This window comes from Komagataeibacter sp. NFXK3 (assembly GCF_054182245.1).
The window spans coordinates 163934-185519 of sequence record NZ_JAPIVJ010000001.1 but is presented as its reverse complement, the minus strand read 5'-3'; the positions used below and the strand labels follow the sequence as shown (position 1 = coordinate 185519).

The window sequence follows — 21586 nt, the reverse complement described above, 5'->3', positions numbered from 1 at the left end:
GGAAATCTCAAAAATGATCTATGAAGGCCCGCGTGACATGACGGATCAGGAGATCGAGGTGGTCCTGTGGGAACCTATTACCCCATGCGCAAGACGAGTTACAGGATCAGGGAAAGTCTGGCCCTGGCAAAGGCGTTCCATAAGACAGTGAATAAACAGACACCTTATGCCGAAGGCACTGTACAGGACTGCATTGAAGAGCTGGAACATTGCCTGAAAATTTTTGGCAAGAAATGATCCGGGTTCGTGGTGAATATTTTTCAAGCAGACAATTCCCGGCACCCATGATTCATGACAGGCAACAGATTGATCCCGGCCATAAGGATTTCCGCATTCTGTATTCTGTTTCTGTCTGCCGCCTGCACGGGCCATGCGAGACCGAAAGCCGTGCCGGCTGACACGACATGGTCACGCGTGCCGGGCACGGCGCAACTGGCCGGTTATGCCTACCGGCAGGTCTTCAGGCATGCCAGCGTGCCAAACGGGCATGGGGGGCTGATCCGGTACAGTACGGGCAAGGGCGCGCTGCTCACCTGTGCGGGGCATGACGTGCTGCTCATGCCGCAGGGCGCCCCGTTTGACCATGCGGTGGACACTATGTTCCGCTACAATACCCTGACGGATACAGCCCTCGCGCCTGCCGATGTGGCACAGAATGTGCGCCATCAGGCCTGCGGGGAAGATGGGCGTTTCACGTTTGGTAACCTGCCCGTCGGTGCGTGGTATGTCGTGACCATGATCGGCAGCGATCCCGGTGATGTGGCGGTCAGCGCGGTCCGCACGCAGGCGGGCCAGGCCGCTCATGTTACCTTGCAGCATCGCTGGAACTGGCCACCTTCATGGCGGCATCCACCATCCCTGTGGTAGAATGCCGATAGAAGTTTTTGGTGAAGCTTTTTTCAAAAAGCTTCAAGGAATGCCGCCTTTATTGAAAAAAGGCGGCACCCGAAAAACGCCTGCCTTATTCCGCAGGCGTCGCAGCCTCATCCACCGGCACATAGAGCCGGTTGCCGTGGCTGCGGAACTCCTCCTTTTTCTGTTCCAGCCCGGCCATGCGCTCGGCATTGGCCTTGAGGTCGTGGCTGATGCGCATGGAGCAGAATTTGGGGCCGCACATCGAGCAGAAATGCGCGTTCTTGTGCGCCTCGCGCGGCAGGGTCTCGTCATGGTACGAACATGCCGTATCGGGGTCGAGCGAGAGCTTGAACTGGTCATTCCAGCGGAAGTCGAATCGCGCGCGGCTGATGGCGTCATCGCGGATCTGCGCCGCCGGGTGCCCCTTGGCCAGATCGGCGGCATGGGCTGCGATGCGGTAGGTCACAACCCCCACCTTCACGTCATTGCGGTCGGGCAGGCCGAGATGTTCCTTGGGTGTGACGTAACACAGCATGGCGGTGCCGAACCACCCGATCATGGCGGCACCGATGCCTGATGTAATGTGGTCGTAGCCCGGTGCGATATCGGTGGTGAGCGGGCCAAGCGTGTAGAAGGGGGCCTCGCCGCATTCGCGCAGCTGCTTTTCCACGTTGACCTTGATCTTGTGCATGGGCACGTGGCCCGGCCCCTCGATCATGACCTGGCAGCCTTTGGCCCAGGCGATTTTGGTCAGTTCGCCCAGCGTTTCGAGTTCGGCGAACTGGGCGGCGTCATTCGCATCGGCAATCGAGCCGGGGCGCAGGCCGTCACCGAGCGAGAACGAGACATCATAACGGCGCATGATGTCGCAGATTTCCTCGAAATGCTCGTACAGAAAGCTCTCGCGGTGATGGTGCAGGCACCACCCGGCCATGATCGACCCGCCGCGCGAGACGATGCCGGTCACGCGGTTGACGGTCAGCGGCACATGCTGCAACCGCACGCCCGCATGGATGGTGAAGTAGTCCACGCCCTGCTCGGCCTGCTCGATCAGCGTGTCGCGGAAGATCTCCCATGTCAGGTCCTCGGGCACGCCGCCCACCTTTTCCAGCGCCTGATAGAGCGGCACCGTGCCGATGGGCACCGGCGCGTTGCGCAGGATCCAGTCGCGGATGTTGTGGATGTTGCGGCCTGTCGAGAGGTCCATCACCGTGTCGGCCCCCCAGCGGATGGACCAGACCATCTTCTCCACTTCCTCCGCGACCGATGAGGTCACGGCGGAATTGCCGATATTGGCGTTGACCTTCACCAGGAAGTTGCGCCCGATCACCATCGGCTCAAGCTCGGGGTGGTTGATGTTGGCGGGCAGGATGGCGCGGCCCGCAGCAATTTCGGAGCGCACGAATTCAGGGGTGACGAAGGCGGGAATGTCAGCGCCAAAATCCTCGCCATTGGCGCGGCGCTCTTCGGCGCCCTCGGCCATGGTGGTGCGGCCAAGGTTCTCGCGGTGGGCGGCGTAGATCATCTCCTGCGTGATGATGCCTGCGCGCGCGAACTCGTATTGCGTGACCATCTGGCCCGGACGCCCCTCATGCACCACATGCGGCGCGGGGCAGGCGGGGACCAGATTCTCGCCCTTGGCAAAGCCGTTATCTTCCGGCCGCACGGCGCGCGGCCTGACCGCAGGCAGGCCACGGGTTACGATCCACGGCGCGCGCACGGGCTTGAGCCCCTGGCGCACGTCGATGTGGGCATTGGTGTCGGTATAGGGGCCAGAGGTGTCATACACGCGCACCGGCGGCTCGTTGGCGCTGGGTTCGAGTGCGATTTCACGGAACGGCACGCGGATATCCGCATGCCCCTCGGGCGATGACCAGACCTTGACGGACCCCATGATGGGGCCGGTGGTGACATGGTCGGGAGATGAAGGCGAAGCGGCGGTCGTCATGGCAGTGCTCCTCGCATCCTCTCTCCGACAGGGGGTGTGGAGAGAAAATCGGGGATGCCACGCCTCATGCGGGCGACCGCGTGCCGGGGGCAGGCGGCGTGTTGCCGATTGTCCGCACCAGTCCCTCCGCCGGTATGAGCCGGATCAGGTTCCCCGGAACGCACAATGCGCCCGGAAGGGTCTCCGCGCGCAGGGTTGCCCCTGCCAGCGGTCTCTCAGCCCCTTGCCGGGACTCCCCTTGGTCCGGTCAGGATCATCAATCGCGCCTGTCTTGTCAATCATGCAGGCGGGGTGCGGGGCGCAGGACCTGAAAAAGAATTCGTGTGCCGATTTGCCAGCCGCCCCGTTGTGGTAGAGTACTGGCGAACATCATTTTTGCGGGGAAGCGATACAGGATGGCAGCAAGCACGATTTCCAGCCGGATTGCACAGGGTAGCGGGCGCGCGGTGGCCGATACCGTCATCCGCAATGTGCGCCTGTTCGATCTGGTGACGGGGGAACTGCTGCCAACCGATATCGCCATCTGTGGCGACACGATTGTCGGCACGCTGGACCATTACGAGGGCACGAACGTGATCGAGGGCCATGGCCGCATTGCCGTGCCCGGCTTCATCGACACGCACCTGCATGTCGAATCCTCGCTCATCACGCCCTTCGAGTTCGATCGCTGCGTGCTGCCCCATGGCGTGACCACCGCCATATGCGACCCGCACGAGATGGCCAACGTGCTCGGCCGCCCGGCGCTGGATTACTTTACCGAGGCCGCCCTGCGCACGGTGATGGACCTGCGGGTCAACCTGTCGAGCTGCGTGCCGTCCACCCACCTTGAAACCTCGGGCGCCACGCTGGGGGCCGCCGACCTGCTGGCCTATCGCGACCACCCCAAGGTGATTGGCCTGGCCGAGTTCATGAACATCCCCGGCGTGCTCAATGGCGACCCGGTCTGCATGGAAAAGCTGGAAGCCTTTGCCGGTGGCCATATCGACGGCCATGCCCCGCTGCTGCGCGGGCGCAAACTCAATGGCTACCTGAGTGCGGGCATCACCACCGACCACGAGGCCACCACGGCTGAAGAGGCGCTGGAAAAAGTGCGCAAGGGCATGATGGTGCTGATCCGCGAAGGCTCGGTGTGCAAGGACCTGCGTGCGCTGGTGCCGCTGCTCAACCCGGTTACGTCGCCGTTCTTCGCCTTCTGCACCGATGACCGCAATCCGCTGGAAATCGCGCATGAAGGCCATCTGGACTACCTGATCCGCCTGGCCATCTCGCTGGGTGTCGAGCCGCTGGCAGCCTATCGCAGCGCCTCGCTCAGTGCAGCCAATGCCTTTGGCCTGCGTGACCGGGGCATGATCGCGCCGGGCAGGCGTGCCGATATCGTGCTGCTTGATGACCTGCGGGAATGCGTTGTGTCGGATGTGATCAGCGCAGGCCGCCTGGTGGATGACGCGCTGTTCGCCGCCCGTGAGGTCATCGCCCCCGTGGGGCTGGAGAGCATCAGCCTGCCCGCCCCGGTCAGGGCTACGGATATGGAAATAAAGGGCAGCGGCACGCAGCGCCCCGTGATCGGCCTGCTGCCCGGCCAGATCATCACACCCTTCCTGCATGCCGACCTGCCTGTTGTGGATGGCATCGTGCAGCCCGACCCGGCGCAGGATATCGCGCGCATCTGCGTGGTGGCGCGGCATGGGCATAACGACAATATCGGCCGGGGCTTCGTGAAAGGCTTTGGGCTGTCTGGCGGGGCGCTGGCCTCATCGGTGGGGCATGACAGCCATAATATATGTGTGGTGGGCATGAACGATGCCGACATGGCGCTGGCGGTCAACCACCTGGAAAAGACCGGCGGCGGCTTTGTGGTGGTGCGTGATGGCAAGGTGGTGGCCGACATGCCGTTGCCCGTGGCGGGGCTGATGAGCGATGCGCCGTTCGAGACCGTGCGCGACCAGCTCGAGGTGCTGCGTGCCGCCGCCCGCGCGCTGGGCTGCCAGCTTGATGAGCCGTTTCTCCAGCTTGCCTTCCTGCCGCTGCCGGTGATCCCGCACCTCAAGATCACGGATTTCGGCATGGTCGATGTCAACCGGATGGAACTGGTCTGATCCGGTCAGGCAGGAAGTGCCCATGATCCCGCCACAGGAGGCCCCCACGCGGGAGGCCACGGCTACCCTGCGTGCCTACCGGGCGGACTGGGTGCATTTTACGCAATGGTGCGCGGAGCATGCGCTTTCCCCCATTCCCGCAGCGCCTGAGGGGGTGGCCGCCTACCTGCGCAGCCTTGGTGCGTTTGCCCCCGCCACCATCCGCCGCCGCCTTGCCGCCATTGGCAAGATGCACCGTTTCAACGGGCTGGCGTGGGATGTCACGCATCCGCTCATCCGCGCGGCACTGGCCGAGATGCTGGAGCAGGCCCGCCGCCCCGCGCCACCCCCCGCCGTGGTCACGCCCGCCATGCTGCGTGCCATGTCCGAACGCTGCACCGACGGCATTCGTGGCCTGCGCGACCGCTGCCTGCTGCTGTTCGGCTTCGCGGGTGCGCTGCGCCGTTCGGAACTGGTGGGCCTGCAGGTGGAAGATGTGCGCCTTACCCCCCAGGCGGTCATGCTGACGGTGCGCGACGGCCATGAGGCCCCCACCATTGCCCTGCCCGTGGCGCAGGAGCGTGACCTGTGCCCTGCAATGGCCTTTACGGCATGGCAGCAGGTGGCACACCGGCAGACCGGGCCGCTGTTCCGCGCCATTTCCAAGGGTGAGCGCGTGGGCGGGCGGGCGCTGACGCCCTATGCCGTGACCCGTATCCTGCAACGCCGGGCGCTGATGGCCGAGGTGCCACCCGCTACCGTGGCCCGGCTCAGCGCCCATGCGCTGCGGGCGGGCTTTATTGTCGAGGCGCTGCGCCATGGCATGGACGCCGCGGCCCTGGGCCAGCGCACCCGCTACCGTGATCCGCGCGCCCTGCGTCCCTATGCGGAACTGCTGGCCCATGACTGAAACCCTGCGCCTGCCCTGGGCCGACCTGCCACCCACCACCTTGCGCGAGGGGGAAGGTTCATCCGCCCCGGCCCGCCGCCCGCCCGCGCGCCGGGGGCGGCGACCGCTTTCCGCCTGGCCCGCGCCCGCAGGGCCGCTGCCGTGGCAGGGCTGGCACCTGCTGGTGCATGGCCCTGACGCGGGCATGGCGGCCTTTGCCACCGAGGCCACCGGGCCGGGACTGATTCCATGGCCGTTCGATGCGGAGCGGGTGGAAGAAGACATGTTCGCGCTGGCCATCGGGGCCAACAGGCCCGGTCAGGACCGGGGCGGCCTGTCGGTGGAAGGGTGCCGCATCCTTGCCCGCCAGTTCCGCGCGGCGGCGGAGGCGCGTCATGCCCGTCTCGCCCTGCGGCCTGATGGCGCCTGCCCGCTGGACTTCAACCGCCTGGTGCCCGTGCCGGACCGCATCCTGCACCTGGGCGCGACCCACCCCGATGCCCGCGCCTGGCTCATGGCCAACTGGGGCGTGCCGGAAGCGCCCGCCCGGATGGCGCCGGTGCCGGGGCGCAGGGCGGGGCGGCGGCTGCCGCGCGGGCATCGGGCGGTGGTGTATGGCTTCTTTACCCGTGGCGGCACGCCAGCACCCGTGGTGCGCCGGATGGAGGAGCATTACCCCCTGCTGACCTTCCGCCTGACGTCGCGGCCTTTGACATGAGCGGCCAGCCCGACCTGTTCGACCCCGCGCGGCCCGGCCTTGAGCCGGTCATCATGCTGGATGCGTATCAGGGTGATCTCACGCATCTGGTGCAGCTGGCCCATGCGCGTGAAATCGACCTGACCCGGCTTGATATCGTGGCCCTGATCGACCAGCTGGCCGAGGCTGCGCGGGCGCATGCCGCCCTGCCGCTGGGCATGAAGGCGCAGTGGGCGGTCATGGCATCGGGCCTGCTGCTGCTGCGCTCGCGCCTGCTGCTGCCTGCCGATGATCCGCGCCAGCAGCAGGCGGAACAGGAGGCGCATGACCTGCGCGCGCGCCTGATTGCGGCCGAGCAGGCGGGGCAGCTGGCCGGATGGCTTGCCGCGCGCGCGCAGCTCGGGCGCGATGTCCATGCCTTTGGCGGCGCACAGCCCGCCCTTTGTCACGAATCGGCTGCATGGGAAGTCGACCGGATCGAATTCCTGTGGGGCTGCCTTGCGGTGTTTGATGGCAACTGGGGCGCCATGCCCGAGCAGACGCCCTTCTATGCCCCGGTGCAGCTTGACCTGTTCTCGGTCGAGGAGGCGCGGGTACGGGTGCGCGCCTGCCTGGCGCATGCCCGCAAACCCGTGCCGCTGGACCGCATGCTGCCCGATTCCGTTCGGCGGGGGGCGGAGGAGGGTGCGCGGGGCACGGGGCTGCGGCGTTCGGCGTGGAGCAGCACGTTCACCGCCTGCCTCGAAATGGTCAAGCAGGGTGAGGCGCTGGCCTACCAGCCTGGCCCCGATACGCTCCCCCGTTTTGGCAACGTGGAGCGCGACGGCGCGGCCTGAACCGTTTTTGGCAAGAAACCAAGGCGGTGGCGGCATGAATGTTGCCGCCTGTATTGCTGGCGCGGCCCCATTCATATCGAATAAGTAATATGCTGGCGGCGTGGCTGGCCCGCAGGGGCGTGAGCCGATTTTTCTCTTATTTTTTTAACACTTTGCTTGACTGAATTTTTTTTTTGATCAAGCTGGAACAAACGGTTTTTTGTCTGGCTGCCATGCGGAAGGAGCACAGCTTCATGGAGGCTTTCTACCATGGAAAAAGTAACCTGCCGGGCAGCAGGGTCACATAAAGATATTTCATATAAGATCAGGGTTGATTTCGAGATGTTAATAATGTTTATGGATAAAACGTGATGAATGAATGGCTTGGCTTGTCAGGGCAGGATGCATCCAGTGTCCGTGCATTGGCGTATGGACTGCCGGAGGCTACGACTGTCATGCTTTTCCGTTCCGCCGGGAAAGAGGATTATCGTGCTTCAGGGTCAAGCCGGGGAGAACAAGGCGGATCGCATCAGTCGTTTCGTAGAAATCTGGTCATACTCCCGTAGTCAAATTGGTGAAATCAGAACATCCAGAACAAATTCTGTAATAATCCTTCCTAAAAACTATGCCGTTCTGAGTGAGGTATGGGTATGACGTATGCGGAACAGAGTGATAACACACTACAAAAGGTAATCGTTTTTGCCCTCGTCCTGGCATTCGAGGGGCTGCTGGTGCTCGCGCTTCTGTTCGGGCTCAGCTCGCCGCCAGATGCGCCCCAGGAGCCGCCCAAGCCGCCGGTCGAGGTGCACATGATCAAGGAGCCGCCGCCACCTCCTCCTCCGCCGCCGCCACCCCCGCCGCCGCCGGAAATTACGCAGCCGCCGCCGCCGTATATTCCGCCGCCGAAGATTCAGGTGCCGACGCCGCCGCCGCCGATGAAGGTGACCCACGAGAAGCCGCCCAAGGCCATGCCGCCCGCAAAGGCGCAGCCGCCGGCTGATGCGCCCGTCTCCAACGCGCCGCCCGTGCCCGATCACTCGGCAGGCACGTCGCCGCTGAACCATGTCGTGCCGGAATATCCGGAGGACATGTCGGAAGAAGGCCGTGAGGGCGTTGTGTCCGTGGCATGCGACGTGGAGCCGACCGGCGTGACCAGAAACTGCCAGGTGGTCAGCGTAAAAGGTGGCCAGGCATTTGCCGACGCAGCCCTGAAGGCGGTCCGCCGCTCGCGTTATGCGCCGGCAGTCAAAAATGGTGTGCCCGTCAAGGAATTCCACCATCTCTATACGATCACGTTCAGTCTGAACGACTGAGCCTGAGTGTTAGGTCAGGCGCGGCGGGGGCCGGCAGCACCCCGCCGCATCGCGAAAAAAACATCCTGCTCCAGAGGATTTTGGTTAAATGATCAGACTGCATCGTAAACACACTCTTGTTGCCTCGGCCGCGTTCGCTGCCATGCTGTGTGCTGCCTCGCCGCTTGCGGCGCTGGCGCAGGATGCCGCCCCGGCCGCGAACGATGCGGCCACGGCTCCGGCGGTTTCCGCCCCGCCCACCGATGGCGCTGGCGCACCCGCAGCCCCGGCTCCGGGCGCCGACGCCCCGGCCGCCGAAGCACCTGCCCCCGCCGCTGACGCCGCGCCGGCAGCCCCTGCGCCGGCACCCGCGCCTGCTGCTGACGCAGCCCCGCCGGCCGATGCCCCCAAGGCCCCCGAGGGCAACCCCTACGGCCTTGGCGCGCTGTGGGCCAATGGTGACTTCATCGCCCGTGGCGTGCTGCTCATCATGGTGTTCATGTCACTGGGCACCTGGTACATCATGATCACCAAGTTCTTCGAGCAGGCCCGCGTGATGAACGCCGCCAAGCAGGTGATGACCGATTTCTGGACCAAGGGTTCGATCAAGGAAGGTGCCGCAGCGCTGCCCGCGAACTCCCCGTTCCGCTACATTGCCGATACGGGTGTCAAGGCCGCCGAGCACCATGAAGGCACGATGCAGGAATCCATCGACCTGCATTCCTGGACCACCATGTCCATCCAGCGCTCGGTTGACGTGATCCAGACCAAGCTGCAGGGCGGCCTTGCCTTCCTCGGCACCGTGGGTTCCACCTCGCCGTTCGTGGGTCTGTTCGGCACCGTCTGGGGTATCTATCACGCCCTGACCGCCATCGGCATCGCGGGCCAGGCCTCGATCGACAAGGTTGCAGGCCCGGTTGGTGAATCGCTGATCATGACCGCCATCGGCCTCGGCACCGCCGTTCCCGCCGTTCTGGGCTACAACCTGCTGGTCCGCCGCAACAAGGGCGCGATCGACAAGGTGCGCAACTTCGCCGCTGACGTGCAGTCGATCCTGATGGGTGGCTACCGCCATGGTGCGGAAATCACCATCCATCCCGACAACTCCCCCACAACCACGACTATCGATAACCGGGTGGCCTGATCATGGGTATGCAAGTTGGAGGTGGCGGCGATGAAGACGAGGTGGTGTCGGCCATCAACACCACACCGCTTGTCGACGTCATGCTGGTGCTGCTGATCATCTTCCTGATCACCATCCCCGTCGCGACACATACCATCAAGGTTAGCCTCCCCATGGATGCTAACCAGCCAACCCGGACGTTGCAGAACAACATCGTCGTGGCGATCACGCCGAGCGGGCAGGCCTACTGGAACGAGACGCCGCTCACCAGCTACGCCGACCTGGAATCGCACCTGGAGCACGTGGCCGCGGAAAACCCGCAGCCCCAGATCCAGATCCGCGGTGACCAGACGGCTAAATACGAAGGTGTGGGCAAGGTGATCGCGGCCTGCCAGCAGGCCGGCATCGTTCACGTCGATTTCATCACTGAGCAGCCACACGGCTGATATCCATTCCCGGCCAGGGTTCATGCCCCGGCCACATTGGGGAGAGTAGACACCATGGGCATGAATGTCGGCTCAGACAGCACGACCGAGGACGAAGGTATTGTCGATATCAATACCACGCCCCTGATTGACGTCATGCTGGTGCTGTTGATCATGCTGATCATCACCATCCCGCTCCAGACGCATTCAGTCTCGATCGACCTGCCGCAGGGCAACCCGCCGCCTTCAGCCGCACCCGACCCGGTTGTGGATACGGTGGCGATCGATTTTGACAACACCATCACCTGGAATGGCGAGCCCGTTGCAGGCGAGGCGGACCTCCAGTCCCGCTTCAAGGATGCGGCGGCCCAGCCGGTCCAGCCCGAGATGCACATCCATCCCGATCGCCTGGCCAGCTACAAGGTCGTGGCGCATGTCATGGCGGATGCACAGCGCCTTGGCGTAACCAAGCTGGGGATCATGGGAAGCGATCAGTTCATGGACGCGCAGTAAGCGCTCCGTTTTCACGACGCATCATTGTGACCTGAAAAGCGGTCCTTCCCTTGCGGGGAGGGCCGCTTTTTCATGTGTTCGGCATGGATATGAAATGCCGTTTTTTAGGGCATATGGCCCTGACGGGCTGTAGCATAAAAAGCACGCAACCCACATTGTTGGGGCTGATCGGACGGCTTTCATTCATATCGAATAGAAAACGGAATGATGCAAAATCGTTGGTTTATAGCACGATAGGCGTGATTACGCCTATTGGAGCATTCCGGGTTTCCAGATAGATAAACACTCTGTTGCGTTTTTTAAGCTTGGCCTGCCCAAGTGTATTTCATAAGTCAACGGAAAGGCGGAATGTTCAGTTTCCGCAACTAGTTCAGCATGGCCGGTACGGGACGGAAAATGCTGTCAGTACGGCAGACGGGGATGGCTGCCGCTGAAAACTGTATGGCTGCACGCAGTGGCGCGCCGCGGGAAAGATTTGCGGGGGAATGAATGAAGACGGGCCGGGATATCTATAACGTCGTGATACGGCAGGTACGCAATGCGGCGGGGCAGGGCGGATTGGCCGGGCTGCGCAGGCCAGGGCTGAAAACGCACCTGCGTGCCGTATCCTGCCTGGTGGGCACGATGTGCATCGCCACGGGCAGCGAGGCATGGGCGCAGGTGGCCACCACGCATGCCACCACCACTCATCGCCACGCACCGGTCCGGCAGGCGGCGGCACCGAAGCAGCAGGCTGCAGCGCCCGCGGGTGTTACGGACACATCGGCACCCGAGCAGATCCGGGTGGCCTCCTCGCGTGAGGCCCGTGACGGCGGCGGCGGCATGATGCGCCAGGAAACCGCGCCCCATGCGGTGCAGACCATCGGCAAGCAGTTCATTGAAATGCGCAGCCCCACCAGCACGGCGCTCGACCTGGTCAAGAACCTGCCGAGCATGAACGTGACCACGCCGGACCCGTCGGGCATGGAAGGTGGCCAGATCCAGACCCGTGGCCTGACCGATCTCGACATGGGGCTGATGCTTGACGGCGCACCGGCGGAAGCAGCCAAATACCTGAACGAGGATATCGATTCCGAAAACATCGAGAGCGTCGAGGTAACGCCTGGCAGTTCCGCCACCGACCTGCCGGCCATGTCGGCCGCAGGCGGCGTGATGAACCAGCGTTCGCGCACGGCGTCGAAGAAATTCGGCGGTATGATGGATTTCTCGTACGGCACGAACAACATGTCGCGCGAGTTCATCCGGCTGGATTCGGGTGAGATCGGCCACACTGGCGTGCGCAGCTATTTCTCGTTCTCCAACACGCATTCGCGTTCATGGATGGGCTCGGGCATCAACCAGCGCAAGCACATCGATTTCGGCCTGCAGAAGGACTGGAACAACGGCTCCAACGCCAGGCTGTTCGTGTCGTGGAACTCCGAGGATTTCACCATCGATGCCTACCCCGACAGCACCGCGTTTGAAAACTACAAGCGCACGGGCGAAGGCTATGGCCGCAACTCCGACCCCACCAGCGACAACTACTGGAAGAACAACAACGACCACTGGAACCAGATCTTCCTGACGGCACCGATCCATGTGGTGCTGCCTGCCAAATTTACGTTCGACCTGCAGTCTTATTTCAGCTTTGGTCAGGGTTGGGATGCCTCACCGGGTAACGGCACGCCCTATGTGTCGTCTTCCGGCACCAATGCGAGCGGTCCGTACTGGAATGTAAAGCAGAACCCGAACCAGACGGCGTATTTCCAGGAAAACGAAGCCCGTCAGGTCGGTGTGGTCGCCAAGCTTGGTTATGACATCGACAGGCATAACCATCTGTCGTTCGGCTACTGGTATGAAAACAACCAGACGATCCAGAACTATCCGACCAGCAATACCATGGCCAATGGTGCGGCCGCGAGTCCGAACTGGTCCGCCTATCAGGACACGTCGTTCGGTACGACGGGGGTGAATGCGGGTTATGAACTGCATGCCCTGTTCATTCAGGATACGGCGAAGTACTTTAACGACAAGCTGCAGATCCATGCTGGCTTCAAGTTCGTCATGTCCGATGCATGGGACAAGGGATGGACGTCGAATTCCAACACGGGATCATGGGTTTACGGCAAGAATGGTTCCATGACCGGCAAGATGGGGGCCAACACGACCGAGCCGCTGCCGCAGCTTTCCATTGGCTACACCTTCAACAACCATCACCAGATCTATGTGAATGCCGAAGGCGATTACCGCGAGCCGAGTGCAAACGATCTTGGCTGGCTTGATCCCCAATATGCCAAGATGCTGAAAAACCAGTATTCCATCAAGGAAGAGCTGGGTTACCGGTATCACGACAAATATGTCATGTTTGACCTGTCACTGTTCAACTACAACGTGACCAACCGTATTCTGAGCACCTATATTGGTGCCAATCAGTACATGCCGATCGAAGGTGGCAACCAGACCATGCGCGGCTTTGACGCCATGATCGCAAGCCGCCCGATTCACGGGTTTAGCCCTTACGCGTCATTTGAATACCTGCACGCGACGCAGGATTCCAACGTCACGGATCCCACGACCGGCATCACCTATGCCGCCAAGGGGCAGCAGGCCATCATGGCGCCGCGTATCATGGCCAATTTTGGCCTGACGTATAAGTACAGGGGCTTCTTTGCCAATGCCGCCGTGCATTACACTGGTCCGCAGTCGGTAGCGATCGATAACAGCGAGCGCATTCCCGGCTACGTGACCGATACCCTGTCGCTTGGCTATCACTTCAAGCCGTTCATGTATGCCAAGTCGCCCACCTTCAAGCTCAACTTCAGCAACCTGACCGGTTCGATCGTGCGGACTGGCGCCATGGGAGCGATCTACCACGCCGGACAGCAGAACAGTTCCTCCGCCTATCCCGTGTTCTATGGCGCCAGTAACGGTCGCTATGCGGATGGCAACTCCTTCATGGTTGAGCCGCGCTTTACCATGACGGGCTCCGTCTCCACCTCCTTCTGATCCTCCTAGCGCCTGCCGGACCCCGCCTTTACCAGAAGGCGGGGTTCTTCTTGTGCAGGCGCGTAGCTGCAAGTGGAGAGGGCGTGTGACAGCACACAAAACCCACCCGGTTGATGAAATGCTGCCCATGGGCATGCTGTTTGCCTTCGGGCTGCAGCATGCGCTGGTCATGTACGCGGGCACGGTGGCGGTGCCGCTGGTCTTTGCAGCCGCCATGCACCTGTCAGGCCCGCAGACGGTCATGCTGATCAATTGCGGGCTGATGACTTCGGGCATCGCCACGATCATCCAGAGCGTGGGGGTATGGAAATTCGGCTCGCGCCTGCCCATCGTGCAGGGATCATCCTTTGCCATGCTGGCATCGATGCTGCTCATCGGGCAGATCTATGGCGTGCGCTCGGTGTTTGGCGCGGTGATCGGCGCGGGGCTGGCCATGGTGGTGCTGGCACCGGTCATGGCGCGGCTCATGCGCTTTTTCCCGCCCGTGGTCATTGGTTGCCTCATCATCATCATCGGGCTCACGCTCATTCCCGTGGCGGGGCGGTGGATCGGGGGCGGCACGCCCGGTACGCCGGGGTTTGGCAGCGTGGCCAACCTTGCGCTGGCCTTCGCCACCATTGTCATCACGGTGGGCGTTCAGGCCTGGGGCCGGGGGTTCTGGTCCAATATCAGCGTGCTGGTGGGGCTGGTGGCGGGCAGCGTGGTTGCGGCCCTGTGCGGCATGGGGCATTACGGCATGGTGGTTGAGGCGCCGTGGTTCGCCATCAGCACGCCCTTCGCCTTTGGCCTACCCGAGTTCCATGCCATGCCGGTGTTCATCATGCTGCTGAGCATGGTCATCATCGTGGCGGAGACAACCGGCAACTGCCTGGCCATTGGCCGCGTGGTGGATCTGCCGGTCAATGACACGACCATTGCAGGCGCGCTGCGGGCCGATGGCCTGTCCACCATGCTGGGCGGGGCGTTCAACAGCTTTCCCTATAATGCCTTTACCCAGAATACCGGGCTGATCGCCATGACCGACATTCGCAGCCGCTTTGTGGTGGCGGCAGCAGGCGTGGTCATGATCGGGCTGGGGCTGTTCCCCAAGCTTGGCGCGTTGATTGCCGCCCTGCCAGCCCCGGTGCTGGGGGGCTGCGGACTGGTCATGTTCGGCATGACCACGGTTGGCGGCATACGCGAACTGCTGCATGTGCGCTTTGAAGGCACGCGCAATGGCCTGATTGCTGCCGTATCACTCGGGCTGGGGCTGTTGCCCATGGCCTGCCCGGACCTGTTTACCCACATGAACGCTCTGGCGCGGCTGTTGCTGGGTAACGGGGTGCTGCTGTGCATCCTGTCCGGCGTGGCGCTTAACCTGCTGGTGGGGCAGGATCGTAACTGATTGATAAAAGATAATAAAAGTTCTTGGTGAAGCTTTTTTCAAAAAGCATGCGAAGAATGCCGCCTTTTTGAAAAAAGGCGGCACCCAAAAACTTTTATCGTTAAAGACCTTGAGTGTTACTCGCCGCCGTTATCAGCAGGCTGGAACGGCATGACGGGGTATTTGCCGCTCTTGGCAATTTCCTCGGGGTCTTCCGTGGGGCCGGGCAGGTAAACGGTGGGCAGCACCTGGTTGAGGTAGGTCACAACCTGGTCGCTGATATCGAGGCTGTTGTCATGCAGGGCGGCGGTACCGGCCTGCAGCACCATGTTCATGCCACGGGCGGCGGCAATGGCGCTGACAACCTGCTGCATTTCACGCTGCACCTGGTTCAGGGCGACCTGCGCGTCTTCTTCAAGGATGCGGTTGCGGTTGCCGAACTTGGTGCGGTCGGCCATCACGCGCTTCTGCAGGTCCTGCTGCTGCTCGGGCGTGGGCGCCTTGCCCGCCTTGATGATGGACTGGCGCAGCGCCTGCAGCTGCGTGTCCTCGGCGCGCACGTCCTTGACCAGCGCTTCACGGCGGTTGCCCAGCTCGGTCTGCAGCTTCTGCACGGCAGTGGACTGCGCCATGATCTGCTGGGTGTTGAAGATGCCGATAACAGGCGCCGCAGGCTTGGTGCCAGCAGGCAGGGGCTTGAATTCCGGCACGGGGGGCATGGGCAGAATGGGGTTCTGCTGCTGGCCACCTGCGTCCTGCGCCATGGCAAGGGCCGGTGTCAGGGCAATAGCCAGCCCACAAAGCGCGCCACGCAGGCGGGCGTGTCCGGTCCGGGCCATAATGCTGCTCCGCATACCTGTCATTATCCGATCCATTATTGTTCCGCTATCGTGGTTTCTGCGTAGCGGATCGTATGGCGAAAGAACATCCCCGCACAGGCAAAAAAAGCGCCTTTGGCACGAAATGGCGGACCGATCCCCCTATAGCCGCCAGATCAGGGGGGTATGCGACAGGAAAATGAGGCACAGACCGCCAAGGAATAGTACCCGGAAGCCCCGGTTGGCCCCTTTTTCCAGCAATTCGTCGCGGGTTACGATCTGCATGAAGGAATCGGACTGCCTGGCGCGCGCATCCTCGGGCAGGGCGGCCAGCCTGCCGCGCCATTCGGTGCGCTGGCGGGCCTGCTCGGTGTGGGAGATATTGGCCCGGCGGTACAGGCCATCCACATATTCATCAAGGTCTTCGATGCGGAACATCGCCTTGCGGCCATGGCGCATGGCGGCATGCGGGCCTGCCCCCACCAGCCTCAGGCTGCGGAGCCTGCGCGGCGTGATCCCGACATATTCCGCCGCCTCGCGCATGGAGAGCATGCGCTTGAGGGGGAACATGTGGACCGTCGCCTGTTGCTCACCTATGGGACCGGACGAGGGGGGCAGGGTCATGATGCCCTTGAAACTCGACCATCCCTTCCGGCCAAGTCAATGGGAATATGGCGCGGGCCTGCCCGCCTTGGGCATATGACCCATGCAGCATGCTTCTATGGGCCGGTCCCGTATTGCGGCGTGAAAAGGCAGGCCAGCCAATACCCTGAAATGATAAAAGTTTTTGGTGAAGCCTGTTTTCAAAAAAGCTTCGAAAGAACGCCATCTTGTGAAAAAAGCCGACATCCAGAAACTTTTGTCATTTCTTATCAATGGCTTGTTTTCAGGCCATCCCCTAACGGCAGACCCGGCGGCTGCCATCGGCCGCGATGTAGGTGCCCGTCTGGGCATCGAAGCAGGCATTGGCCGCGCAACTGCTGGCGGCGGGCGTGACCTCGGGGTGGATTGCAGCCCCCATGGCATTGGCCTCGCGCGCGGCATGGCCACAGAGCGGCGTATCGGCCGGGGCGGACGGGTCGTTGGTCAGGATGGTGCCCGCGGGCGGCGCGCCTTCCTCGCCCGTAAGTCCGGGGGCGAAGTCCTGTGGCGGGATGCGGCCGGGCGTGGCCGCGGGCCGGGCCGTCGCATGGGGGGCGGGCGTGTGGGGCGGGTTATGCGTGCATGCGCCAAGCAGCAGGGCTGCCAGTGTTGCGCAGAAGCGTGAGCGTAAGGTCATGTGAGGGGCCCGTCTATGCATTACAGATCCAGCTTCCCCTGCGGGCCGGGGGGCGCTGCAAGGGGGCGGGCCGCGACCTTGCCATCGGCAAAGGTCATGATCACCTCGGGCACGGCACGGGCCTGTGCCGCCTGGGCCAGGGGCCTGCCCGCGCGGTCGGTCACCAGCACGTAGCCCCGCTCGAGCACGGCCTGGGGCGAGAGGGATTCAAGCTGGCCTGCGGCACCCGCCAGCACGCTCTTGCTGGCCCGCAACTGCGAGACCAGCACGGCGGGCGGCACGCGCAGGCGGCCAAGGGCGGCGGCCCGGCGGTGCAGCAGGCTGGTCATGGCCTGCTGGCTGGCAGTGCCCACGCGGTCGAGTTCCGCGCGGCGCAGGGCCAGGATCATCTGCGGGGCGGGCAGGCGGTCCGAGGCGTTCTGCACGCGCTCACGCAGGCGGCTGAGGCGGGCGGGCAGGGCAAGCTCGAGGCGGTAGGCGCGGTCATCAAGCCTGCGGCGGGCGTTTTCCACCACGGCAGGCAGGTCGGGCAGGCCCGCTGCCGCCCGGTCCAGCCGGGCACGGGCGAGTTGCAGGCCGCGCTCCAGCCCGCTGCGCAGCCGGGCGGCACGCTGGGCCAGGCCCGCTTCAAGCTCGGCGCGTACCGGCACGGCCATCTCGGCCGCCGCCGTGGGCGTGGGGGCGCGCTGGTCGGATACGAAATCGATCAGCGTGGTATCGGTCTCGTGCCCCACGGCGGAAATGACCGGAATGCGGCATGCCGCTACCGCCCGCAGCACCTCTTCATCATTGAAGGCCATCAGGTCTTCCAGCGAACCGCCGCCACGCGCCACGATCAGCACATCGGGGCGGGGCACGCCGCTTTGGGGGCCGATGGCGTCGAATCCCGCAATGGCATGGGCAATGCGCTCGGCCGCGCCCTCGCCCTGCACCGGCACCGGCCAGACCAGGACCGGCAGGGGAAAGCGCCGGGCGATGGTGGTGCGGATATCATGCAGCACGGCCCCCTGCGCCGAGGTCACGACGCCAATCAGGCGTGGCAGGAAGGGCAGGGGGCGCTTGCGTTCGGCGTCAAACAGCCCCTCCTGCGCCAGCCGTAGGCGCAGGCGTTCGATCCGGGCCAGCAGCGCGCCTTCGCCCGCATATTCCAGCCGGTCGATCACCATCTGGTACGACGAGCGCTCGCCATAGGATGAAATCTTGCCCGTGGCGATGACTTCCACCCCGTTCTCCGGCTTCAGCCCCAGCCGCGAGACCGTGCCCCGCCACACAACCGAGGAGAGCTTGCCCCCTTCATCCTTGAGCGAGAAATACAGGTGCCCCGAAGGGTAGCGCTTGAATTCGGTAATCTCGCCGCGCACGCGGATGCGCCCAAACGTGCCCTCGAGCACGCGGCGGATGGCGCCTGAAATCTCGGCCACCGAAAATTCAGGCGTATTGCCGCCCATGGCGCGGCCGGAGTCGGGAAACTGTTCAACCATCCGCACAAGGTATGATAGAGACGGCCACCCCGAAAGGGCAGAGATGAAAAACGGGAGAAACAAGTGATGCGGGTGCTGCTGGTTGGATCAGGCGGACGGGAACATGCCATGGCCGCTGCCATTGCGCGCTCGCCGCGACTTGAGGCCCTGTTCATCGCGCCGGGCAACCCCGGCACGGCAGCGCTGGGCACGAACTGCGCCGTGAAAGCCGATGACGTGGCAGGCCTGATCGCCCTGGCGCGGCGCGAGCGCATCGACCTTGTGGTGCCCGGCCCCGAGGCCCCGCTGGTGGCGGGCCTGGCCGATGCCTGCAAGGCAGCGGGCATTGCATGCGCAGGCCCCACCCAGGCCGCCGCCGCCCTTGAGGGCAGCAAGACCTTCACCAAGGAAGTGTGTGACGCGGCGGGCATTCCCACCGCGCGGTGGGAGCGCTTTGATGCAGCCGCACCCGCGCTGGACTACGTGCGCCGCCACGGTGCGCCCGTGGTGGTCAAGGCGGACGGGCTGGCCGCGGGCAAGGGCGTGGTCGTGGCCCAGAGCGTGGCCGAGGCCGAGCAGGCCATTACCGACATGATGACCGATGGCACGCTGGGCCAGGCGGGCCACAGCGTGGTGATCGAGGACTGCCTTATGGGCGACGAGGTCTCGCTGTTCGCCTTCTGCGCGGGTGAGACGGCGGTGCTGATCGGTGCCGCGCAGGACCACAAGCGCATTGGCGATGGCGATACCGGCCCCAATACCGGTGGCATGGGCGCGGTCTCGCCGCCGACCGGCTTTGGCCGCGAAAAGCAGGAAGCCGCCCTCGATGTGCTGGTGCGCCCCATGCTGCGCGAGATGGCCCGGCGCGGCACGCCGTTCACCGGCATCATCTTCGCGGGCCTGATGCTGACCCCTGATGGCCCGCAACTGATCGAATACAATGTCCGCTTTGGCGACCCGGAGGCCGAGGCCCTGCTGATCCGGCTGGAAAGCGACCTGCTCACCGCCCTTGCCGCCGTGGCGAAGGGCGACCTTGCGGGCACGGATATCCGCTTTTCCGGGCAGTCCTCCATCAGTGTCATCATGGCGGCGAAGGGCTACCCCGGCAGGCCGGTAACCGGCGGCGTGATCCGTAACCTGGCAGCGGCGGAAGCATTGCCCGGCGTGCATGTGTTCCAGGCGGGCACGAAGCGCGATGACGCGGGCGAGATCGTGGCCGCAGGCGGTCGCGTGCTGGCCGTGTGCGCCACGGGCGACACGCTGGCGCAGGCCCGTGAGCGCGCCTATGAGGCCGTGGGGCTGATCGACTGGCCCGATGGCATCTACCGCCACGATATTGGCCAGCGTGCGCTCGCGGCGCAGGAAAAAATTGGGCAATAATAAAAGTTGCCGGGCGCTGTCTTTCTTCAAAAAGGTGGCGTCTTTCAAAGCTTTTTGAAAAAAGCTTCACCAAAAACTTCTTTATGATTTGCACGATATTGCGCGAGCAGCCTTTTCAGGCTGCCTCCTGCCCACGGTGGATTGATGGACAGGGCAGCTCGAATATCGTTTACAGAGCAGAACATTTTTTCTTCCCGCCTGAAAAGCTCCTGCCATGCCCCTCCAATCAAAACCTGTCCTGACCGAAGGCGAAGGCCTGCATGGCGCGGCCCGCGTGCGTGCCGTGACCGCCGTTGCCCTTGCAGTGCTGCTGGCCCTGCTGGACTACGCCATTGCCAACGTGGCGCTGCCCACGATTGCGGCGGATATTCATGTCTCGCCCGCCTCGTCGGTCTGGATCGTCAATGCCTACCAGCTGGCCTCCGTGGTCTCGCTGCTGCCCATGGCGGCGCTGGGCACGCGCATCGGCTTTGCGCGGCTGTGCCAGATCGGGCTGGCGCTGCTCACCGTGGCCTCGCTGTTTTGCGCCATGTCGCATTCACTGCTCATGCTCTCGCTGGCGCGTGCGGTGCAGGGTGTGGGCGGCGCGTGCATCATGAGTGTCAGCATCGCGCTGATCCGCTTCATCTACCCGCATGCCATCATCGGGCGCGGCATTGCGCTTAACGGGCTGATGGTGGCCCTTGGCGTGGGCGGCGGCCCGACCGTGGCTTCGATCATCCTGTCATTCGCCACATGGCCGTGGCTGTTCCTCATCAACATTCCGCTGGGGGCCACGGCCCTCGTGCTGGCGCTGGTGTCGCTGCCGCGCACACCGGTCAGCCCCGGCTCGTTCGATGGCATGAGCGCGGTGCTCAACGTGGTGGCATTTGGCGCGCTGATCATGGCCGGTGATTCCGTGGCCCACCATGCAGGGGCGGCCCAGGTGGTGGCGCTGCTGGTGGCGGGTGTTGCGGCGGGCGTGCTGCTGGTGCGCCGCCAGCACGGGCAGACGCACCCCATGTTCCCCGTCGACATGCTGCGCATACCCGCCTTTCGCATCGGCACGCTGGTGGGGTTCGTGGCCTTTGTCGCCTCCAACCTGTTCATGATCTCGTTTCCGTTCACGTTGCAGTCGCTGTTCCATTACCCGCCCGCCACCGTGGGCCTGCTCATGACGCCGTGGCCGGTGGGCATCATGGCGGTCTCGCCGCTCATCAGCCGCCTGAGCGACCGGGTGCCCGCGGCCATTCTGTCCTCGGTGGGGCTGTTCATGACCTCGATGGGGTTCCTGGCGCTGTACCTGCTCCCGCCTGATCCGGGCTGGTTCAATATTGCCTGGCGCATCATGCTGGCGGGCATGGGGTTTGGCATTTTCCAGCCGCCCAATAACCGGGTGATGATGGTGACGGCGCCCCCGGGGCGCTCGGGCGGGGCTTCGGGCATGGTGCAGATTGCCCGGCAGTGCGGGCAGGCCACTGGGGCGATGTGCGTGGCCATGGCCTTTGGCCTCATTGCCCATGACGCGGAACGGGACTGCCTGGGCTTTGGCTCGGTCGTGGCCATGACCGGCGCGCTGTGCAGCGCCAGCCGCCTGATCTGGCGGCCCGCGACGCGATGAGGAAAAGATAAAAATTTTTGGTGAAGCTTGTTTCAAAAAGCTTCAGGAAACGCCGCCTGTTTGAAAAAA

The 21586-nt window shown here is 63.7% G+C and carries 21 protein-coding genes; 14 read left to right on the top strand and 7 right to left on the bottom strand.

Annotated elements, in window-relative coordinates; all coding sequences use genetic code 11:
• Positions 1 to 84: 84 nt before the first annotated feature.
• Positions 85 to 237, top strand: coding sequence for a hypothetical protein (locus tag OQZ28_RS00930; protein ID WP_458134883.1), 153 nt, complete (start codon positions 85 to 87; stop codon positions 235 to 237).
• A 150-nt stretch (positions 238 to 387) separates the two neighbouring features.
• Positions 388 to 867 carry a hypothetical protein gene (locus OQZ28_RS00925; protein WP_458134882.1) on the top strand — a complete coding sequence of 160 codons (480 nt, stop codon included), beginning with the start codon at positions 388 to 390 and terminating at the stop codon, positions 865 to 867.
• A gap of 94 nt (positions 868 to 961) precedes the next feature.
• Here OQZ28_RS00925 and thiC read toward each other — a convergent pair whose 3' ends face one another.
• Positions 962 to 2803 carry a phosphomethylpyrimidine synthase ThiC gene (gene thiC, locus OQZ28_RS00920; RefSeq protein WP_458134881.1) on the bottom strand — a complete coding sequence of 614 codons (1842 nt, stop codon included), beginning with the start codon at positions 2801 to 2803 and terminating at the stop codon, positions 962 to 964.
• A gap of 395 nt (positions 2804 to 3198) precedes the next feature.
• Here thiC and ade point away from each other — a divergent pair, with 395 nt between their 5' ends.
• Genes ade through OQZ28_RS00900 form a run of 4 tightly spaced genes read left to right on the top strand, consistent with a single transcriptional unit; the run spans position 3199 to position 7300 of the window.
• Entirely contained in the window at positions 3199 to 4899 is a 1701-nt protein-coding gene (gene ade, locus OQZ28_RS00915; protein WP_458134880.1) for an adenine deaminase, read from the top strand.
• Between the two features lie 22 nt (positions 4900 to 4921).
• Positions 4922 to 5788 (top strand): tyrosine-type recombinase/integrase, encoded by an 867-nt coding sequence (locus OQZ28_RS00910; protein WP_458134879.1) that lies wholly within the window; start codon positions 4922 to 4924, stop codon positions 5786 to 5788.
• Positions 5781 to 6485, top strand: a complete 705-nt coding sequence (locus tag OQZ28_RS00905; RefSeq protein ID WP_458134878.1) for a hypothetical protein — start codon at positions 5781 to 5783, stop codon at positions 6483 to 6485. The genes OQZ28_RS00910 and OQZ28_RS00905 overlap by 8 nt, the downstream gene beginning before the upstream one ends.
• On the top strand, positions 6482 to 7300 hold the full coding sequence (locus tag OQZ28_RS00900; protein WP_130731820.1) for a segregation/condensation protein A: 819 nt from the start codon (positions 6482 to 6484) through the stop codon (positions 7298 to 7300). Before OQZ28_RS00905 ends, OQZ28_RS00900 begins: the two co-directional genes overlap by 4 nt.
• Before the next feature lie 71 nt (positions 7301 to 7371).
• On the opposite strand, the gene OQZ28_RS00895 is transcribed toward OQZ28_RS00900, so the two are convergent.
• Positions 7372 to 7551 (bottom strand): hypothetical protein, encoded by a 180-nt coding sequence (locus tag OQZ28_RS00895; protein ID WP_458134877.1) that lies wholly within the window; start codon positions 7549 to 7551, stop codon positions 7372 to 7374.
• Positions 7552 to 7923: 372 nt separating this feature from the next.
• Between OQZ28_RS00895 and OQZ28_RS00890 the strand changes: the two genes are divergently transcribed.
• The 6 genes from OQZ28_RS00890 (at position 7924) to OQZ28_RS00865 (ending at position 15001) form a co-directional block, all read left to right on the top strand.
• Positions 7924 to 8592 (top strand): TonB family protein, encoded by a 669-nt coding sequence (locus OQZ28_RS00890; protein WP_458134876.1) that lies wholly within the window; start codon positions 7924 to 7926, stop codon positions 8590 to 8592.
• Positions 8593 to 8680: 88 nt separating this feature from the next.
• Entirely contained in the window at positions 8681 to 9715 is a 1035-nt protein-coding gene (locus OQZ28_RS00885; RefSeq protein WP_458134875.1) for a MotA/TolQ/ExbB proton channel family protein, read from the top strand.
• A 2-nt stretch (positions 9716 to 9717) separates the two neighbouring features.
• Positions 9718 to 10140 carry an ExbD/TolR family protein gene (locus OQZ28_RS00880; RefSeq protein WP_130732640.1) on the top strand — a complete coding sequence of 141 codons (423 nt, stop codon included), beginning with the start codon at positions 9718 to 9720 and terminating at the stop codon, positions 10138 to 10140.
• A gap of 54 nt (positions 10141 to 10194) precedes the next feature.
• On the top strand, positions 10195 to 10632 hold the full coding sequence (locus OQZ28_RS00875; protein ID WP_078525813.1) for an ExbD/TolR family protein: 438 nt from the start codon (positions 10195 to 10197) through the stop codon (positions 10630 to 10632).
• A 489-nt stretch (positions 10633 to 11121) separates the two neighbouring features.
• On the top strand, positions 11122 to 13617 hold the full coding sequence (locus tag OQZ28_RS00870) for a TonB-dependent receptor (protein WP_458134874.1): 2496 nt from the start codon (positions 11122 to 11124) through the stop codon (positions 13615 to 13617).
• An 85-nt stretch (positions 13618 to 13702) separates the two neighbouring features.
• The gene (locus OQZ28_RS00865; RefSeq protein WP_458134873.1) at positions 13703 to 15001 is read left to right on the top strand and encodes a nucleobase:cation symporter-2 family protein; all 1299 of its coding nucleotides are present in this window, start codon (positions 13703 to 13705) and stop codon (positions 14999 to 15001) included.
• A 116-nt stretch (positions 15002 to 15117) separates the two neighbouring features.
• On the opposite strand, the gene OQZ28_RS00860 is transcribed toward OQZ28_RS00865, so the two are convergent.
• The 4 genes from OQZ28_RS00860 to xseA form a co-directional block, all read right to left on the bottom strand.
• Positions 15118 to 15834: an OmpH/Skp family outer membrane protein gene (locus OQZ28_RS00860; RefSeq protein ID WP_110569812.1), complete on the bottom strand. Its 717-nt coding sequence runs from the start codon at positions 15832 to 15834 to the stop codon at positions 15118 to 15120.
• Between the two features lie 126 nt (positions 15835 to 15960).
• On the bottom strand, positions 15961 to 16368 hold the full coding sequence (locus OQZ28_RS00855; protein WP_130732642.1) for a helix-turn-helix domain-containing protein: 408 nt from the start codon (positions 16366 to 16368) through the stop codon (positions 15961 to 15963).
• A gap of 328 nt (positions 16369 to 16696) precedes the next feature.
• Positions 16697 to 17077, bottom strand: coding sequence for a hypothetical protein (locus OQZ28_RS00850; RefSeq protein ID WP_458134872.1), 381 nt, complete (start codon positions 17075 to 17077; stop codon positions 16697 to 16699).
• Positions 17078 to 17097: 20 nt separating this feature from the next.
• Positions 17098 to 18558 (bottom strand): exodeoxyribonuclease VII large subunit, encoded by a 1461-nt coding sequence (gene xseA / locus OQZ28_RS00845; RefSeq protein WP_458134871.1) that lies wholly within the window; start codon positions 18556 to 18558, stop codon positions 17098 to 17100.
• Positions 18559 to 18624: 66 nt separating this feature from the next.
• Between xseA and purD the strand changes: the two genes are divergently transcribed.
• Positions 18625 to 19917: a phosphoribosylamine--glycine ligase gene (gene purD, locus OQZ28_RS00840; protein ID WP_458134870.1), complete on the top strand. Its 1293-nt coding sequence runs from the start codon at positions 18625 to 18627 to the stop codon at positions 19915 to 19917.
• A gap of 44 nt (positions 19918 to 19961) precedes the next feature.
• Here purD and OQZ28_RS00835 read toward each other — a convergent pair whose 3' ends face one another.
• The gene (locus OQZ28_RS00835) at positions 19962 to 20102 is read right to left on the bottom strand and encodes a hypothetical protein (protein ID WP_458134869.1); all 141 of its coding nucleotides are present in this window, start codon (positions 20100 to 20102) and stop codon (positions 19962 to 19964) included.
• Positions 20103 to 20131: 29 nt separating this feature from the next.
• Between OQZ28_RS00835 and OQZ28_RS00830 the strand changes: the two genes are divergently transcribed.
• Positions 20132 to 21517 carry an MFS transporter gene (locus OQZ28_RS00830; protein WP_458134868.1) on the top strand — a complete coding sequence of 462 codons (1386 nt, stop codon included), beginning with the start codon at positions 20132 to 20134 and terminating at the stop codon, positions 21515 to 21517.
• Positions 21518 to 21586 lie beyond the last annotated feature (69 nt).

Bases quoted from the DNA above. Each gene is read 5' to 3' on its own strand.
- OQZ28_RS00905 (WP_458134878.1), top strand. From the start codon at position 5,781: ATGACTGAAACCCTGCGCCTGCCCTGGGCCGACCTGCCACCCACCACC.
- OQZ28_RS00900 (WP_130731820.1), top strand. From the start codon at position 6,482: ATGAGCGGCCAGCCCGACCTGTTCGACCCCGCGCGGCCCGGCCTTGAG.
- ade (WP_458134880.1), top strand. From the start codon at position 3,199: ATGGCAGCAAGCACGATTTCCAGCCGGATTGCACAGGGTAGCGGGCGC.
- OQZ28_RS00930 (WP_458134883.1), top strand. From the start codon at position 85: ATGCGCAAGACGAGTTACAGGATCAGGGAAAGTCTGGCCCTGGCAAAG.
- OQZ28_RS00835 (WP_458134869.1), bottom strand. From the start codon at position 20,102: ATGTTCTGCTCTGTAAACGATATTCGAGCTGCCCTGTCCATCAATCCA.
- OQZ28_RS00895 (WP_458134877.1), bottom strand. From the start codon at position 7,551: ATGGTAGAAAGCCTCCATGAAGCTGTGCTCCTTCCGCATGGCAGCCAG.
- OQZ28_RS00880 (WP_130732640.1), top strand. From the start codon at position 9,718: ATGGGTATGCAAGTTGGAGGTGGCGGCGATGAAGACGAGGTGGTGTCG.
- OQZ28_RS00855 (WP_130732642.1), bottom strand. From the start codon at position 16,368: ATGTTCCCCCTCAAGCGCATGCTCTCCATGCGCGAGGCGGCGGAATAT.
- thiC (WP_458134881.1), bottom strand. From the start codon at position 2,803: ATGACGACCGCCGCTTCGCCTTCATCTCCCGACCATGTCACCACCGGC.
- OQZ28_RS00890 (WP_458134876.1), top strand. From the start codon at position 7,924: ATGGGTATGACGTATGCGGAACAGAGTGATAACACACTACAAAAGGTA.
- OQZ28_RS00830 (WP_458134868.1), top strand. From the start codon at position 20,132: ATGCCCCTCCAATCAAAACCTGTCCTGACCGAAGGCGAAGGCCTGCAT.
- OQZ28_RS00885 (WP_458134875.1), top strand. From the start codon at position 8,681: ATGATCAGACTGCATCGTAAACACACTCTTGTTGCCTCGGCCGCGTTC.
- OQZ28_RS00850 (WP_458134872.1), bottom strand. From the start codon at position 17,077: ATGACCTTACGCTCACGCTTCTGCGCAACACTGGCAGCCCTGCTGCTT.
- OQZ28_RS00875 (WP_078525813.1), top strand. From the start codon at position 10,195: ATGGGCATGAATGTCGGCTCAGACAGCACGACCGAGGACGAAGGTATT.
- purD (WP_458134870.1), top strand. From the start codon at position 18,625: ATGCGGGTGCTGCTGGTTGGATCAGGCGGACGGGAACATGCCATGGCC.
- OQZ28_RS00870 (WP_458134874.1), top strand. From the start codon at position 11,122: ATGAAGACGGGCCGGGATATCTATAACGTCGTGATACGGCAGGTACGC.
- OQZ28_RS00860 (WP_110569812.1), bottom strand. From the start codon at position 15,834: ATGCGGAGCAGCATTATGGCCCGGACCGGACACGCCCGCCTGCGTGGC.
- OQZ28_RS00910 (WP_458134879.1), top strand. From the start codon at position 4,922: ATGATCCCGCCACAGGAGGCCCCCACGCGGGAGGCCACGGCTACCCTG.
- xseA (WP_458134871.1), bottom strand. From the start codon at position 18,558: ATGGTTGAACAGTTTCCCGACTCCGGCCGCGCCATGGGCGGCAATACG.